11 protein-coding genes are annotated in these 15,852 nt (G+C 61.5%); 6 read left to right on the forward strand and 5 right to left on the reverse strand.

From position 1 onward, the window contains the following. The first annotated feature begins 80 nt into the window (after nucleotides 1-80). Entirely contained in the window at nucleotides 81-734 is a 654-nt protein-coding gene (locus ACLH0I_RS09540) for a thiopurine S-methyltransferase (protein ID WP_411386883.1), read from the forward strand. A gap of 248 nt (nucleotides 735-982) precedes the next feature. Here ACLH0I_RS09540 and htpX read toward each other — a convergent pair whose 3' ends face one another. Both htpX and ACLH0I_RS09550 read right to left on the reverse strand, forming a co-directional pair. Then, nucleotides 983-1,870: a protease HtpX gene (htpX, locus tag ACLH0I_RS09545; protein WP_186705346.1), complete on the reverse strand. Its 888-nt coding sequence runs from the start codon at nucleotides 1,868-1,870 to the stop codon at nucleotides 983-985. 303 nt (nucleotides 1,871-2,173) lie between these two features. Continuing rightward, a complete protein-coding gene (locus ACLH0I_RS09550) occupies nucleotides 2,174-3,385 on the reverse strand; it encodes a pyridoxal phosphate-dependent aminotransferase (RefSeq protein ID WP_018603142.1) in 1,212 nt (403 codons plus the stop codon). 220 nt (nucleotides 3,386-3,605) lie between these two features. On the opposite strand from ACLH0I_RS09550, the gene msrB reads away from it, so the two are divergent. The 3 genes from msrB (at nucleotide 3,606) to ACLH0I_RS09565 (ending at nucleotide 5,199) form a co-directional block, all read left to right on the forward strand. Then, on the forward strand, nucleotides 3,606-3,998 hold the full coding sequence (msrB, locus tag ACLH0I_RS09555) for a peptide-methionine (R)-S-oxide reductase MsrB (RefSeq protein ID WP_250962357.1): 393 nt from the start codon (nucleotides 3,606-3,608) through the stop codon (nucleotides 3,996-3,998). Between the two features lie 257 nt (nucleotides 3,999-4,255). Continuing rightward, nucleotides 4,256-4,741 (forward strand): glutathione peroxidase, encoded by a 486-nt coding sequence (locus ACLH0I_RS09560; RefSeq protein ID WP_003199416.1) that lies wholly within the window; start codon nucleotides 4,256-4,258, stop codon nucleotides 4,739-4,741. Beyond that, entirely contained in the window at nucleotides 4,738-5,199 is a 462-nt protein-coding gene (locus tag ACLH0I_RS09565; protein ID WP_072408019.1) for a MarR family winged helix-turn-helix transcriptional regulator, read from the forward strand. Before ACLH0I_RS09560 ends, ACLH0I_RS09565 begins: the two co-directional genes overlap by 4 nt. Here the strand turns inward: ACLH0I_RS09565 and ACLH0I_RS09570 are convergent. Beyond that, nucleotides 5,183-7,504, reverse strand: coding sequence for a response regulator (locus tag ACLH0I_RS09570; RefSeq protein WP_411386884.1), 2,322 nt, complete (start codon nucleotides 7,502-7,504; stop codon nucleotides 5,183-5,185). The two genes, ACLH0I_RS09565 and ACLH0I_RS09570, sit on opposite strands and share 17 nt — an antisense overlap. A 163-nt stretch (nucleotides 7,505-7,667) precedes the next feature. Between ACLH0I_RS09570 and ACLH0I_RS09575 the strand changes: the two genes are divergently transcribed. Together ACLH0I_RS09575 and ACLH0I_RS09580 are read left to right on the forward strand one after the other, a co-directional pair. Continuing rightward, entirely contained in the window at nucleotides 7,668-8,558 is an 891-nt protein-coding gene (locus ACLH0I_RS09575; RefSeq protein WP_250962356.1) for an ATP-binding protein, read from the forward strand. Then, nucleotides 8,555-9,037: a GAF domain-containing protein gene (locus tag ACLH0I_RS09580; RefSeq protein ID WP_411386885.1), complete on the forward strand. Its 483-nt coding sequence runs from the start codon at nucleotides 8,555-8,557 to the stop codon at nucleotides 9,035-9,037. Before ACLH0I_RS09575 ends, ACLH0I_RS09580 begins: the two co-directional genes overlap by 4 nt. 125 nt (nucleotides 9,038-9,162) lie before the next feature. On the opposite strand, the gene ACLH0I_RS09585 is transcribed toward ACLH0I_RS09580, so the two are convergent. Both ACLH0I_RS09585 and ACLH0I_RS09590 read right to left on the reverse strand, forming a co-directional pair. Beyond that, nucleotides 9,163-12,111 carry an HD domain-containing phosphohydrolase gene (locus ACLH0I_RS09585; protein ID WP_411386886.1) on the reverse strand — a complete coding sequence of 983 codons (2,949 nt, stop codon included), beginning with the start codon at nucleotides 12,109-12,111 and terminating at the stop codon, nucleotides 9,163-9,165. A 117-nt stretch (nucleotides 12,112-12,228) separates the two neighbouring features. Continuing rightward, complete coding sequence (locus ACLH0I_RS09590) at nucleotides 12,229-15,849, reverse strand: transporter substrate-binding domain-containing protein (protein ID WP_411386887.1); 3,621 nt, start codon at nucleotides 15,847-15,849, stop codon at nucleotides 12,229-12,231. Between the last annotated feature and the right edge of the window lie 3 nt (nucleotides 15,850-15,852).

The following is a 15,852-nucleotide window of genomic DNA, read 5'->3' on the forward strand; positions in this document are numbered from 1 at the left end:
ATGGGTCATCTTCCGTCAGGTCTATGATCTAAATCTAATATAAGTTTTAACCCGTTTTGATCGATTTTTTGGAGTGAATCATGGAGCCCGAGTTTTGGCACAAGCGCTGGTCATCGAACCAGATCGGTTTTCACTTGCCGGAGGTGAACCCCTACCTGCAACGGTTCTGGCCGCAACTGGGATTGGCCCGGGGCAGTCGGGTGCTGGTGCCGCTGTGTGGGAAGAGCCTGGATCTGTTGTGGCTCGCTCATCAAGGATATTCGGTATTGGGCGTGGAACTGTCGGAGAAAGCCGCCACTGATTTTTTCCTTGAGCATCAGCTTGAGCCGGTGGTGAGCGAAGAGGGGGTTTTCAGGGTGTTCCGTGCCGGTGATATCGAGATTCGCTGCGGTGATTTCTTTGCCCTGGGCCCGCAGGATGTTGCCGATTGCACGGGGCTGTACGACCGCGCCGCGTTGATCGCCTTGCCGGTGCCGATGCGGGCACGGTACGCGGCCCATCTGCAGAAGATTTTGCCCGACGGCGTCGGCTTGTTGATTACCTTGGATTACAACCAGGATGAAATGCCTGGCCCACCGTTTTCCGTGGGAGATGATGAGGTGCAGCGGCTGCTGGGAGGTGCCTGGCGGCTGGAGGTCTTGCAGGAGCAGGATGTGTTGGGGGAGAGCTGGAAGTTCTTGCAGGCGGGTGTGAAGCGGCTGGATGAGCGGGTGTATTGGATTTCCAGCCGTTGATGTGTCGGTTGAGGCGGCCCCATCGCGAGCAAGCTCGCTCCCACATTGGATGGGTTGTGAACACAAAACCTGTGGTTACCCAAGTTCCCCTGTGGGAGCGAGCTTGCTCGCGATGGGGGCCTGATCAACAACACATGATCACCAGACCAGAAAAGGCCGGAATGGCTGCGTAAAACCCAAAAAAACGGCGTTTCCCATTTCTGGAGAATCGCCGTTTTTTTAAGTGAACAGCAGTACGCTCGAACCTGTCAGCCCCGACGACGCAGTGCGTCAATACGCTCTTCCAGCGGCGGGTGGCTCATGAACATGCGAGCCAGGCCCTGCTTGATGCCACCGTTGATGCCAAAGGCATTCAGGGTATCGGGCATGTGCACCGGCAGGCCTTGCTCGGCGCGCAGGCGCTGCAGGGCGCCGATCATGGCGCTGGTGCCGGCCAGGCGTGCACCGGCGTCGTCGGCGCGGAACTCGCGTTTGCGCGAGAACCACATGACGATGGCGCTGGCGAGGATGCCCAGTACCAGCTCGGCGAAGATGGTCGCCACGTAGTAGGCGATGCCCTGGCCTTCTTCGTTCTTGAAGATCACCTTGTCGACGAAGTTACCGATGATCCGGGCGAAGAACATCACGAAGGTGTTCACCACGCCCTGGATCAACGCCAGGGTCACCATGTCGCCGTTGGCGACGTGGCCGATCTCGTGGGCCAGCACGGCCTTGACTTCATCGGGCGAGAACCGCTCGAGCAAACCTTGGCTGACGGCGACCAGGGCGTCGTTCTTATTCCAGCCGGTGGCGAAGGCGTTGGCCTCGTAGGCCGGGAAGATACCGACTTCCGGCATCTTGATACCGGCTTCGCGGGACAACTGCTCGACTGTCTGCAACAGCCATTGTTCGTGACGCGTGCGCGGCTGGCTGATGATCTGGGTGCCGGTGCTCATCTTCGCCATCCACTTGGAGATGAACAGCGAGAACAGGGAACCGGCGAAACCGAACACCGCACAGAAGATCAGCAGCTGAGTGAGGTTGAGGTCAACCCCATTGGCCGCCATGAACCCGTTGAAGCCGAAGAGGCTCAGGGTGATGCTGGCAATCAGCACGACCGCCAGGTTAGTGGCCAAGAACAGCAGGATGCGCATCATGGTTGTGAAAATCTCCTCATGCTAAAGATGTAGCGTTATGCGGGGTATATAAGGTGCTGCCGCAGGCTATTCAACTCGCCGACTATTTCAAACTGTGTCCTACAGCCGTCCTAAATGTTTGAAAGACTTTTCTGAAAGTGACAAGGGAAAAGAAATGCGCTGCCTGCGCCCCGTGAACGTTGAGCCCCGCTGCACGTTGGCCGTCCTGCACCGAGTGTAGAAGGCCCGACGAAACCGGCCCGAACGGATATGTTGCTGAATCAAACAGCGTGCGAGGTGAGGACGCCTCGCACGCAGTCCGGCTTATTGACGGTAGGACTTGAGGAAGTTGCCGATCCGGCCAATGGCCTGGTCGAGGTCATCGACTCGCGGCAGGGTCACGACGCGGAAGTGGTCCGGCCACGGCCAGTTGAATGCCGTACCCTGGACCACCAGCAGCTTCTCGGACAGCAGCAGGTCGAGGACGAATTTTTCATCGTTGTGGATCGGGCAGACCTTCGGGTCGATCCGTGGGAAGGCATACAGCGCGCCCATGGGCTTGACACAACTGACGCCGGGAATGTCGTTGAGCAATTCCCAGGTGCGATTGCGTTGTTCCAGCAGCCGGCCCTGGGGCAGGACCAGGTCGTTGATGCTTTGGTAGCCGCCCAGTGCCGTCTGGATCGCGTGCTGGCTCGGCACGTTGGCACACAGGCGCATGTTGGCCAGCATGTCGATGCCTTCGATGTAGCTCTGGGCATGGTGCTTGGGCCCGGAGATGGCGATCCAGCCGGAGCGGAAACCGGCAACCCGATAGGATTTGGACAGGCCGTTGAAGGTCAGGCACAGCAGGTCCGGCGCCAGGGATGCGGTGCACACGTGCACGGCATCGTCGTAGAGGATCTTGTCGTAGATCTCGTCGGAGAACACCACCAGGTTGTGCTGGCGGGCCAGTTCCAGCATGCCCAGCAACACTTCCCTGGAATACACGGCGCCGGTCGGGTTGTTCGGGTTGATGATCACCAATGCCTTGGTATTGGGCGTGATCTTGGCCTTGATGTCCGCCAGGTCGGGGAACCAGTTGGCCTGTTCGTCGCACAGGTAATGCACCGGGTTGCCGCCGGACAGACTCACGGCAGCGGTCCACAGCGGATAGTCCGGTGCCGGCACCAGTACTTCGTCGCCGTTGTTGAGCAGGGCCTGCATGGACATCACGATCAGCTCGGACACGCCGTTGCCCAGGTAGATGTCCTCGATGCCGATCCCTTCGACCTGCTTTTGCTGGTAATACTGCATCACGGCCTTGCGCGCGCTGAACAGGCCCTTGGAGTCGCTGTAGCCCTGGGCGGTCGGCAGGTTGCGGATGACGTCCTGGAGGATTTCATCGGGCGCTTCGAAACCAAAGGGCGCCGGGTTGCCGATGTTCAGCTTGAGGATGCGATGGCCTTCCTCTTCCAGGCGTTTGGCGTGCTTGAGCACCGGGCCGCGAATGTCGTAGCAGACGTTGGCGAGCTTGTTCGATTTGCTGACCTGCATGGCGATGTGTTCCCGAAAATGAACGATCCAGGCGGCGTGTGAACTACCGTACTGGGGATCCTGCGTCTGTGCCCAGGCCTGACGCGGTATAGGCGCCACAATCCGTTTGAATGCGCATGACGTGACTGCCAGACTGGCGTCTGACGAGGCGCAATCATACGTGCCGCCCGATCTGCGGAAAAGCGTCGGATCGGGCTTTTTCAATTGCCGAGGTAGGACGATGGAAAAGTTGCAGAAAACCCTTGAAGAATGGCGCGCCATGCTCGACCCGGAGCAGTACAACGTCTGTCGGTTGAAGGGCACCGAGCGGCCGTTCTCCGGCAAATACAACGCCACCAAGACTGACGGTGTGTACCACTGCATCTGCTGCAACGAGCCGTTGTTCGATTCGCAGACCAAATTCGATTCGGGCTGTGGCTGGCCGAGTTTCTACGCGCCGATCGAAGGCAGCGCGGTGGTAGAGGTAAGGGACGCCAGCCACGGCATGATCCGCACCGAGGTGGTCTGCGCCCAATGCGATGCCCACCTGGGCCATGTCTTCCCCGACGGCCCGCCGCCTACGGGGCTGCGGTACTGCATCAATTCGGTGTGCCTGGACCTGGTCCCTCGCTAGGGACTGTTCATCACAACTCCCCTGTGGCGAGGGAGCTTGCTCCCGCTGGGTGGCGCAGCCGCCCCAAAACGGCTTGGCGCGATTTTTCAGAAAGACCGTGTCGGCCGGTTTACGACGGCTGCGCCGCCGAGCGGGAGCAAGCTCCCTCGCCACAGAGTCCCGTAGGTTCTCAAGGCCGTGGGGCGAACAATTAGATTGCATACAATTTAATTGCTCGCTATCTTCTTCGTCCTCTTCTTCCAATCCGGAGTCTTGCCATGAGCGACAACCTGCTGAGCATCCCGTGCACCACCATCAAGGGTGAGCAAAAGACCCTCGCTGATTTCGCCGGCAAGGCTGTGCTGGTGGTCAACACGGCCAGCCAGTGCGGATTTACCCCGCAGTACAAAGGGCTGGAGGCGTTGTGGCAGACCTACAAGGACCAAGGCCTGGTGGTGCTGGGCTTTCCCTGCAACCAGTTCGGCAAGCAAGAGCCGGGCAATGAAGGGGCGATCACCGAGTTCTGCGAACTGAATTTCGGCGTGAGTTTTCCCCTGTTCAAGAAAATCGAAGTCAACGGTGCCAACGCCCATCCGCTGTTCGTCCAGCTTAAGCAGCGAGCCCCTGGCGTGCTGGGGTCCAAAGGCATCAAGTGGAATTTCACCAAGTTCCTGATCGGCAAGGACGGTCAGGTGGTCAAGCGTTTTGCCCCGACCACCAAACCCCAGGACCTGACCGGCGAGATCGAAGCACTGCTCAAATGAATGATCTGTCAGCCGATTCGTTGAAGCTCGACAGCCAGTTGTGCTTCAAGCTGTACGCCGCTTCCCGTGCGGTGATCCGTGGCTACAAGCCGATGCTCGATCAACTTGGCCTGACCTATCCGCAATACCTGGCGATGCTGGTGTTGTGGGAGTGGCAGGACACGGCCCCACCACAGCCGACGGTCAAGGCCCTGGGTGAGCGTTTGCTGCTGGATTCCGGCACGCTGACGCCGCTGCTCAAGCGCCTGGAGCAGTTGGACCTGGTCCAGCGCCAGCGTTCAGCCCGGGACGAGCGGGAGGTGCACTTGAGCCTGTCGGCTGCGGGGCGGGCCTTGCGCGAGCAGGTCGGCCCGCTCAAGGCCCGCCTGTTGTGCGACAGCGGTGTCGATCTGGACCGCCTGGGCGCGTTGCGAGACGGTCTCGATCATTTGCTGGGCCAGATCAAAGCGCTGACGTAGTGGGCACCCACTGGTCCAGCACGGCCGCCAGTTCTTCGCGGCGGAACGGCTTGGACAGGTAATCGTTCATGCCGGCCGCCCGGCAGCGCTCACGTTCCTCGGGCATCGCGTTGGCCGTCAGTGCAACGATCGGCAGGTCCGACCAGCGCCCGCTGCGGCGAATCTGCCGGCTGGCTTCGTAACCGTCCATCACTGGCATGTTGCAGTCCATCAACACCAGGTCGAACACCCGCTGTTCCAGTTGATCCAGGGCTTCGACGCCGTGGGCCGCGACGGTGACTTCACAGCCCAACTTGACCAACATGCCCTTGGCCACCAGTTGGTTAACCGGATTGTCCTCCACCAGCAATACCTGTCCGCGCCTGGACGGCACCAGGGTTTCGATCTGTGCCTCGTTGATGATGGTCGCCTCGTTTTGCATGGCGCGTCGCAGGATCTGGTACAGCGCATGGCGTGCCAATGGTCGGGCCTGTTGTATCAGCGGTGCGAGGGCAGCCGCTTCTTCGCTGGGCATGAAGCTGCCATAGGCGGTCACCAGCAGGATCGGCGCATCAAAGGTCGGTCGCAGGTTGAACAGGCACTCCGGGCAGTCAGTGATCAGCACGTCAGGCTTGAGCCCCAGCAGCCCGTCATCGATGGAGCGCCGCACATAATCCAGGCCCCATCCCGGCAGTAGCATGCCTAGCAACTCGGCCAGGCCGCTGCTGCTGGCGGTGATGGCGACGACATTGCCGTGCAGCGGTTCGACCGGCGTTGCCGGAAGATGGCAGGGCAGCGGCAGCTCTGCACAGAACTGACTGCCGAAGCCGGCTTCGGAACTGATCGTCAATCGGCCCTGCATGGCTTCGCAGAGGTTGTAGGTCAATGCCAGGCCCAGCCCGGTGCCGCCAAACTGACGGGTAATCCCGGCCCCGGCCTGGGTGAACGGTTGCAGGATCCGCGCTTGGGCCTCCTGGGGAATACCGATACCGGTGTCGCAGACTTCGATTCGCACGCCGCCTTCGTAATGGCTCAACTTGACGTCGACCCGGCCAAAGCGCGTGAACTTCAATGCGTTGGACAGCAGGTTGCTGACGATCTGGCGCACCCGGGTCGGGTCGCCGATGACTTGTGCCGGGAACTGCGGCTCGATCAGGCAAGCCAGTTCGACACTGGGGGCCGCGTTCTGGGAAAGCAGGTTGGCGGTGTCCTCCACCAGGGCGCCGAGGTCGAACGGGATGCGTTCGAGTTCCAGTTGACCGGCGTCGAATTTCGACAGGTCAAGGATGTCGTTGAGCAGTTCGACCAGTACCTTGCCCGAGTCATGGGCAATCGAGAGCTGCTGCTGTTGCTCGGCCGTCAGGGGACCGTCCAGGGACAGGGCGATCATCCCCAGCAGGCCGTTGAGCGGCGTGCGGATCTCATGGCTCATGTTGGCGAGGAACACGGAGCGGGCTTCGGCCATGTCCAGGGCCGTGCGCCGGGCTACCTCCAATTCCTCGTTGGACTGGCTGAGGCGGGCGTTGATGGCCTTGAGTTCGGCGGTGCGTGCCGAGACGATGTTCTCCAGCTGCGCCAGGTATTCAGTGAGGCGATTTTCGGCCGTGCGCCGTTGTTGAATTTCCGTGGAGATATTTTCGAACTGCTGGTTGGCGACGGACACCAGCACGCCGATTTCATCGGACTGGTGGCCGGAAGGGCATTCCAGGCGGTTCTGTTCGTTGCTGCTTGGATCGCGGCTGCTCAACTCGCGAATGACCCGCACCAGGGGCTTGGTCAGCATCACGTAGAACAGCGCCAGCAGCAGCCCGGTCAGGATCAGGCTGCGGGCGAAACCGTTGAGCAAGGTGACCTCGGCGCGGCGCAGGAAACGGCTGCCGAACGCATAGGTGTCGACGTCCAGTCGCAGTATGCCCAGGGATTCGCCGGGCAAATGATCCAGGTAGAGCCGGTCCTCGAACTGACGCTGGGCGCCGAACAGGAAGTCGCTGATGAACCGGTAGCTGCTTTGCAGCTCGGGCCGCTTGACGCTGGCCAGCACGGTATTGTTGTTGTCGATCAGCTCGGCCCCGATGATGGCCGGTGAGCGCAACAGGCCCATGGACAGCTCCTGGGCGAGTTCGGCGTCGATGTTGTAGGCGATGCGCGAGGCCGGGTTGTGGCTGATTTCCAGCAACGACAGGATTTCACGGTTGATCGACGCGTCTTCGCTGGCATAATCGATGCCGATCTGCATCAGGCTGAGCAAAGTGCCCAGCACGAAGCCCACCAGGACGGTCAGGCGGGCCTGCTTATAGGAAAGCCGTTGGGTGAATCGGATGTCCATGGAGTGATGAACCACTTACGTTTCCCTTCGCCGGTCAAGCATAGCTGATCATCTCTGAATACCGGTGCAACCGGTTGGTTTTGTGTGAAGTAGACCCGCCATTGGATACGGCGTTTCGTTGCTGGAGCGCCATCATTACTGTGAACCTGTCCGAGGAGAAGACGTGGACTCGCGATTGAATGCTTTTCTTGAGCGCGCCGATGCCGTGCTGGCCCGGATCGAGCCGTTGCTGCCGGCGCCCCGGCCCACCATCGACTGGTCCCAGACCCTGGCCGCCCGCTGGCAGCGGGACGGGCGCAGCGGCTACCTGCTGCCGCTGCAAGTCAGCCTCGACATGCGCCTGTCGGACCTGATCGGCGTGGATCGCCAGGTCGAACAACTGGGGCGCAACACGCGGCAGTTCATTGATGGCATGCCCGCCAACCATGCCTTGCTCTGGGGCTCGCGTGGCACCGGCAAATCGTCCCTGGTGCGCGCCCTGTTGGCCGAACATGCCCAGCATGGCCTGCGGTTGATCGAGATCGAACGCGATCACCTGGCCGACTTGCCCCGGGTGGTCGAGCAGGTTGCGAAACTGCCACAGCGCTTCGTGTTGTTCTGCGATGACTTGTCGTTCGAGTCCGGCGAAGGCGATTACCGCGTGCTCAAGAGCGTGTTGGATGGTTCGCTGGAACAGGCGCCGGACAACGTGCTGCTGTATGCCACGTCCAACCGTCGTCACCTGGTGCCGGAAAAGGAAAGCGACAACGAGAACTGGAAGCGGGTCGACGGCGAACTTCACCCCAGCGAAGCAGTGGAGGACAAGATCGCCTTGTCCGACCGCTTTGGTTTGTGGCTGTCGTTTTATCCGTTTACCCAGGAGCATTTCCTCGACGTCGTGGAACACTGGATCGGCGAACTGGCGGCCAAGGCCGGGCTGGCCTGGGAGCGCGATGAAGCCCTGGAGATACAGGCCGTGCGCTGGGCAACCGGTCGCGGCAACCGCAACGGACGTTGCGCTTATCAGTTTGCCCGTTACTGGGTCGGCCTGAAATTGTTGGAGCACAAGGCATGATCGATTTGAACGCTGCTGGAGAAGGCCTCGATGGCTACGGCTTGTTATCGGCACAGCTGGAATCCTTGCTGGCCGATGAGCGTGATTTCATCGCCAATGCCGCGCAGTTCTCGGCCTTTCTGTTCACGCAACTGGAAGACCTGAACTGGGCTGGTTTTTACCTCAATCGCAATGAAGAACTGGTCCTGGGGCCGTTCCAGGGCCAGATCGCCTGCGTGCGTATTCCCTTTGGCCGCGGCGTCTGCGGCACGGCGGCAGCGACCCGGCAGACCCAGCGCGTCGAAGATGTCCATGCCTTCCCTGGGCACATCGCCTGCGACAGTGCGTCGAACAGCGAGCTGGTGGTGCCGCTGGTCAAGGACGGGCGCCTGATCGGCGTGCTCGACCTGGATAGCCCGAAATTGTCGCGTTTCAGCGAGCATGATCAGGCCGGCATTGAAGCGTTGGCTGCGATCTTCCTGCGCCTGACGGATTGCTGACCCACGTCCAGTAGGAGCTGGCGAAGCCTGCGATCTTTTGATCCTTTGATTGTTCGCTTGAGATTCAAGTGTCAGGGGAAAGATCGCAGCCTCGCTTCGCTCGGCAGCTCCTACAGGGATTGCTTTCATGCCTTCAGCCCGGCCTTGGCCAGCAGGCTGTCGGGGTCGACTTCATCGATCTGGTGCGGGTCGAGGAACTGCTCGGCGTAGCTCAGGTAGATCTTTTCCTCGATGAACAGCCCGAACAGTTCGGGATCGATATGGGCGTCACGGCACATGGTGGCCATGATGCCCAGGGCCTCGCTCAGCTTCTTTGCTTTCTTGTAGGGGCGGTCGGCCGCTGTCAGTGCTTCGAAGATGTCGGCAATCGCCATCATGCGTGCCGGCAGGCTCATTTCCTCGCGTTTGAGGCGCTTGGGATAACCGCTGCCGTCCATCTTCTCGTGATGACCGCCGGCGATCTCCGCCACATTGTTCAGGTGGCTGGGAAAGGGCAGCTGGCTGAGCATCAGGATCGTCTGCACCATGTGATGGTTGATGACGTAGCGCTCCTCGCGGGTCAGCGTGCCACGCATGATGCTCAGGTTGTAGAGCTCGCCGCGGTTGTATTTCCAGGCCGGCACATCGAGCTGGAAACCCCACGGGTTGTCTGCCGGGATCAGTTCGGCCGCGTGGCGCTCGAACAGGTGCTCGGGCTTGTCCGCCAACAGCGGCTCGGTGACCGGTAGCGTCGGCTTGGGCGTGCGGGCCTGGCGCCGGTTCTCTTCCCAGGAAACCCCCAGGCGATCATCGAGGGTCCGGGTCCATGGGCGTTGCGCGATGTGTTGCAAGCGTTGCAGGTCGGCCTCGGCCATGGCTTCGGAGCCCAGGTTGCAGCGCGCGACGAAAGCAAAGTCGTCATCCAGGGCGGTCAACGTCGCGTCACGCTGTTGCGCCAGGGATGACGACTCGCCACCGTTTGCCACGGCCCGCCAGTAATCGATCCAGGCGTCGCGCTTGAGCACTTCGAAGCGGGTGCGTATTTCGTGGATCCGGTCGTGCAGGGTTTCCAGTTTGGTGGCTTTGTCGACGACGTATTCAGGGGTGGTGACCTTGCCGCAGTCGTGCAGCCAGGCAGCGATGTGCAGGGCCTCCCATTCATCCTCTGTGGGCCGATAGGCGTCGAATGCCGGCGCCTGGCTGGCGGCGGCGGCCTGGGCGAGCATCAGGGTCAGGACCGGCACCCGCTGGCAATGGCCACCGGTGTAGGGACTCTTGGCATCGATCGCGCCAGCCAGCAGTTGGATAAAAGCGTCCAGCAGTTGTTTTTGCTTGGCTTGCAGGCGCTGGCCCTCGATGCTCACGGTGGCGGCGCCGGACACGGCCTGGAGGAAGGCGATGCGGTCGGGCTGGAGTTTTTCCAGGTCGGCTTCGGTGCCGCTGTCGGTGATCAGCAACACCAACACGCCGACGGTTTCCTGGTGACGATTGCGCAGGCGGATACCAATCAGGTGGGCCCGAGGCGAGTCCAGTGCCCGCAGGATGCCCTGCAGGTCGGCGGCCTGCTCGAAGCCCAGGGAGGTCACCAGATTGTCCGAGACGGCCAGTTGCCGGAGCCATTGCGGGCTGTCGCCCGCCTGCAACTCAAGACTGCGCAGCTTGAAGGTTTCGAGGTCCCTGGGCGTGCCATCGATCACCAGCCCGTAGGGCTTGAGCCGATTGTCGTCGTTCTCGCGCAGGTAGATCAGGCCGGCCTGGGCCTGGCCGATTTTTACGGTTTCGAACAACACCCGCTCCAGCAGTGGGATGAAGCGTGTTTCGGCGCGCAGGCTGGCGGTGATTTCAAAGAAACTTGCCAGGGTCTCTTTCATGCGCGCCATCGAGACGCTCAACTGGTCGACCTCCAGCACCGGGGAGCGGCGTGACACCGGGTAGTTGAAATCGAAGCTGCGAATGGCGTCGGCTTCCTGCACCAGTTCGCGCAACGGCTTGACCAGGATCCTCGACGTCAACCAGCCCAGGGGCAGGCACAGCAGCAGGGTGGCGAGGGTGATGAGCGCGCCTTGCCAGCGCATGCGATAAGCGTTGTCCAGCAGCTCGTCTTCAGGCACCAGCAACGCCAGTTCCAGGCCTTGGGGCCCGCCTTCCTGCATGTGGCTGCGGGAAACGATCCACTGGCGTCCAGCCGCTTCCAGGCGGGTCGTGTCAGCGTTGTCATCGAGGACGGCGGCGATGGCCGGGCTGAGGTCGCGGGCCTTGATCAGGCGCGCGGACTGGGCGTCGGCGAGCAGCCGGTCGCTGTCGGGATAACCCACGGCGTTGCCCTTGGGGTCGAGCAGGACGATTTCGGTGCCGGTGGTGACCTTGTGCTTGGCCAGGGTCTGGGACAGGGCCGCCAGGGTCAGGTCGGCGCCGATGACCGCCTGCTCGCCGCTACGCCGAGCCAGGGTGGTGCCGACATTGTGGGTGGAGAAAAAAACGTAGGGTTCGGTGGTGATCTGCTCGGTGCTGTCGGCGGCGCTGCGAAACCAGCCCCGACTGCGCGGATCGTAGGTTTCGTCGGCGATGTCCCGGCGCTCGATAAGCGTCAGGGTCTCGTCGTAGAACAGCGACTGGGAATGGACCGGGCCTTGCTCGGAGGCTCGCTCGACGGTCCAGACTTGATAGGCCGCCTCGGCGGGTGCCTGCAGGGCGGTTCTCAGGGCTGCGGTGCGCAATGGCCGAACCATCAGGAAATTGCCACGCTGATCGCCCAGGTACAACGACGCCAGGTTCGGGTTGTCCCGCAGTGCCTGGCTGAAGGGTGCGAGCAGGGCCAGGCGTTGCGCCATCTGCGGCGTGCGCGTCGCCGGGTAATCGGCCAACAGGCTCAACAGGTGGCGGATGGGTTCGTAGGTGTCATACAGGTCCAGGCGCACATCCTGCTCAATGCGGTTGAACAGTTTTTCGCTGCTGGAGAGGATGATTTGCGTGGTTTGTCGGTAGTTGAAAATACCCAGCACCACCCCGGTCAACAACAAAAGCAGGGTAAACATCACGCTGATATGGACGTGCAGGGGGAACCGGCGTTTGTCCGGACGCGGTGCGCTGGGCATTGCAGTCACTCCATGGGGGCAGGGGGCGTTCTCGATGGGTGTTTCCGCGTGCAAGGGAAACCGATCGAGAACCCCCCAGGTACGCACTGCTGAGCGAATAGCATAGTAAACACTGGGTTATTTTGCCTTGGCGATTTCCGTTTCCAAGGCCCGTTCCAGTTCGGTCATGGCGCGGTCGAGGGCATCGATACAGTCGCTGATGCGTTCAGGTGCCTGTGCCTGATGACACGCCTGTTCCAGCGCCTCGCACCGCTGGATCAAAGAGGTCGCCTGGACGATGCGGGCGACGCCTTTGATCTTGTGCGCCGTTTCGGTCAGCGCTTGCCGGTTCGCTCCCCGGGCGACGTCGAGCAACTCCTGGCGATCCGCGCGGCTGCTGCTGAGTAACTCAGCCAGCAGGCGCCGGTTCGACGAAGGGTCGCCGCCGGTCAACGCCTGGAGGCTGTGGAGGGAGAAAACCGCTGGATGGTCGACCGGTTTGACGGTCTTGATCCACTGGCTCAGGGCGCTCAGGCTGATCGGTTTGAACAGGCAATCATCCATTCCGGCGTCCAGGCAGCGTTGTTTTTCCTCCGGCTGGGCATTGGCGGTGAACCCCAGGACGGTGCAGGGCGCCCGTCGCTGTTCGGACTCCTCGCGACGAATCGACCGGGCCAGTTCGTAGCCGCTCATGATGGGCATGTTGCAATCGGCAATGACCAGATCGAAATCGCCTTTTTGCCAAACCTCGAGCCCGTGGGCGCCATCGTGGGCGACCTGGTAGTGATGGCCGAGGTATTCCAATTGCTGGGACATCAGCAGGCGGTTGGCCGGGTGATCGTCCACGATCAGGACGTTCAAGATGGCCTGTGCCGTTTCGATGATCGGTTCCAGTGGCGCGCTGACCGGCGCCGTTGACAGGACGGTGAGTTGCAGCCGGACCTGGACCTGGGTGCCGACGCCGGGTTGGCTGCTCATATGGAGGTTGCCGCCCATCATCTGGCACAGGTTGCGACTGATCACCAGCCCCAGTCCCGCGCCTTTGCGGGCCATCCGGCTGCTGTTATCGACCTGGGCAAAAGGCTCGAACAATCGATGCAGGTCGGCCGGGCCGATGCCGATGCCGCTGTCGTTGACTTCCAGGTGCATGTCCAGGACGTCGTCCCGCTCGGTTGGCGATAGCCGGACCTTGACCACGACCTGGCCCTGCTCGGTAAATTTAAGGGCATTGCTGATCAGGTTCGACAGCACCTGCTTGAATCGCAAGGGGTCTATCGACACGTCAGGGTTTCCCTCGGCGGCGTCGAACTGCAACGACAACACCAGGTTTTTTTGTCGGGCCACGCCCTCGAAGACCCGTATGACCGATTGCAGCAGGGCCCTTAGATTGACGCGTTCGGGGGCCAGGCTCAGGTGGCCGGATTCGATACGAGCGATGTCGAGGATATCGCCGATCAGCTCGAGCATGCCGGACGCCGACTCGTACGCGACTTCGATGGTCGAGCGGTCCAGGTGGCCCTTGTCGGCGTGTTTCAGGGCCAGCTCGAGCATGCCGATCACCGCGTTCATAGGGGTGCGGATTTCATGGCTCATGGTGGCGAGGAACGTGCTTTTGGCGCGGTTCGCGTCATCGGCCCGTTGCTTGGACGCGCGCAATTCCTCGAATAACTGCCGTCGTTCACTGATGTCGATCCAGCCGCCGATGATGCCTTGCACTTCGGCGGCGGAGTTTCGGTAGGGGAGGATCCAGTGATAGATCGTCAGCTTCCGGTCGCCGATGTGCAGGGGGCGGTCGACGATCAGGGCGCTGCCTTCGGCCATGACGCGTTGGTAGTCCGCCTGGTACTCCTGCGCTTCGAAGGCGTTGCTCATGGAGCCTGGCATCGAGTCCTTGCCGATGACGTCTTCACGCCTGGCGTTGAACGCTTCCAGGTAACTGTCGTTGCAGCTTTGCAGGATACCGTTGCGATCCCTCACGTAGATGGGGTGCGGGGTGCCGTTGAGCAGTGCGTGCATGAATTCCAGTTGATCGTTGAGGGCCAGTTCCGCCCGTTGACGTTGCCTGATCTGGCGCCGCATGTAGGCGTTCCAGGCCAGGGACAGCAGAAGCAACAGGCCAACCCCCGCGACGACCTGGAAGAACAGGCGGTTATAGGTGCGCCAGGTGTGTTCCGAGGGCGAGACGTAACCGCGCCAGCGGTTGTTGATGACGCCCAGTTCGTCAGGGTCGATGCTGGTCAGGGCCTTGTCGAGGATGGCGTTCAACTCGCTGGCGTGTCTGGCGGTGGCCAGCGCGAACAGGGCTTGCTGGGTGCCCACCGTGCTGCTGATTTGCAACCTGTCCCGCCACGCATGGGAGGCGATAAAGTAGTTGGCCATCACCTGCGAGTGCACGCCGCCGTCGACCTGGCCATGGGCGAGCATTTCCACGGCGCGCACGGAGCCGTCCGTTTCGATGATCCGGATATTCGGGTACTGGCTGCGTAGCCAGTCAATGACGGGGTTGCCTTTGGCGATCGCCAGGCTGGCTTGGCCGAACTGGTCGAGTGTCGTGGGGGTGTCGGACTGTTTGCGGGTCAGCAGGACGAACGCGCTGTCGATGTAGGGGCGGCTGAATTTCAACTGGCGTTGCCGTTCACTGCTGGGCAACAGTGCGGCGATCATGTCGGCTTGATCGTTCAGGACGGCAGCGATCATCTCACTGTCGTTCTGGCGGCGCTGGATGTCCAGGCGCAAGCCGGTGCGCAACCGGATCAGTTCAAGCAGGTCGGCACTGATGCCGCGAAAATCGCCGTCCGAATCGAAGAAGGTGAAGGGGGCGGAGGTTTCGTTCACCACCACCCGGACCACCGGATGCCTGTCCAGCCAACGTTGCTCGCGGTCAGTCAGTTGTACCCGGTGATCGGTGAGGTACAGGTCGCTGCCCGCACTCCAGCGTTTGGAGATGGCCGCCTGCTCGGCAATGGGGACCTGGTTCAGTATGGTGTTGATGATTTCCAGCAAGCGGGTATCGCCACGGCGTACGGCGAAACCGAATCCATAGGTTTCATGCTTGCCGAAGCTGGCCATGCGGATATTGCTCAGGTAGCCCTTGCTGATCATGTAGTGGGTGGACAGGGTATCGCCGAGAAATACATCGGCCTGGCCAAAGGCGACGGCATTGATGGCGTTCTGGTAGGACGGGTAGGTGGTGATGATCGCCTTGGGGTAGAGTTTTTCGATTTCCCGCAGCGGCAGGTAGTGATAGACCATGCTCAGCCGCAACCCCTTGAGGTCTTCATTCAGGGATCGGCTTTCATTCGTTCGGGTGACGAGCACGGGTTGGTCCACCGCGTATGGCGTCGATAACACAATGTCGGGATCGCGGGCTTCGAAACCGTTGGCGGTGCCAAGCATATCGATGTGCCCGTTCTTGAGAGCCGCCATGGCGGCCTCACGGGAAGCGAAGCGCAGGACGCTGATGGGCCGGCCGGTGGCCTTGGCGACGAGGTTGGCATAGTCGGCGGTCAGGCCTTCGTAGTCGCGTCCACTGGCGGAGAGATCGAAGGGCGGATAATCCGGTGCGGAGGTTCCCAGGACCAATTCCTGTCGGTCTTTTAGCCAGGCGCGGTGAACGTCATCGAGCTTGATCTCGGCCTGAACCGTGGACGACCGACCCAGCAGCGTGTATTGCCCGGGCGTCTCTGGCGTCGCCGCGAGCGCTCCTGCGTACAACGCTACGCTGATCAGCAAGAGACATTCGGTTATGCGTCTGAGCATGCT

Source organism: Pseudomonas sp. MPB03 (assembly GCF_046605385.1).
Taxonomy (GTDB): domain Bacteria; phylum Pseudomonadota; class Gammaproteobacteria; order Pseudomonadales; family Pseudomonadaceae; genus Aquipseudomonas; species Aquipseudomonas zanjanensis.

Coding starts and splice junctions, on each gene's coding strand:
- ACLH0I_RS09540 (WP_411386883.1), top strand. CDS start 81: ATGGAGCCCGAGTTTTGGCACAAGCGCTGGTCATCGAACCAGATCGGT.
- htpX (WP_186705346.1), bottom strand. CDS start 1,870: ATGATGCGCATCCTGCTGTTCTTGGCCACTAACCTGGCGGTCGTGCTG.
- ACLH0I_RS09550 (WP_018603142.1), bottom strand. CDS start 3,385: ATGCAGGTCAGCAAATCGAACAAGCTCGCCAACGTCTGCTACGACATT.
- msrB (WP_250962357.1), top strand. CDS start 3,606: ATGGAAAAGTTGCAGAAAACCCTTGAAGAATGGCGCGCCATGCTCGAC.
- ACLH0I_RS09560 (WP_003199416.1), top strand. CDS start 4,256: ATGAGCGACAACCTGCTGAGCATCCCGTGCACCACCATCAAGGGTGAG.
- ACLH0I_RS09565 (WP_072408019.1), top strand. CDS start 4,738: ATGAATGATCTGTCAGCCGATTCGTTGAAGCTCGACAGCCAGTTGTGC.
- ACLH0I_RS09570 (WP_411386884.1), bottom strand. CDS start 7,504: ATGGACATCCGATTCACCCAACGGCTTTCCTATAAGCAGGCCCGCCTG.
- ACLH0I_RS09580 (WP_411386885.1), top strand. CDS start 8,555: ATGATCGATTTGAACGCTGCTGGAGAAGGCCTCGATGGCTACGGCTTG.
- ACLH0I_RS09585 (WP_411386886.1), bottom strand. CDS start 12,111: ATGCCCAGCGCACCGCGTCCGGACAAACGCCGGTTCCCCCTGCACGTC.
- ACLH0I_RS09590 (WP_411386887.1), bottom strand. CDS start 15,849: ATGCTCAGACGCATAACCGAATGTCTCTTGCTGATCAGCGTAGCGTTG.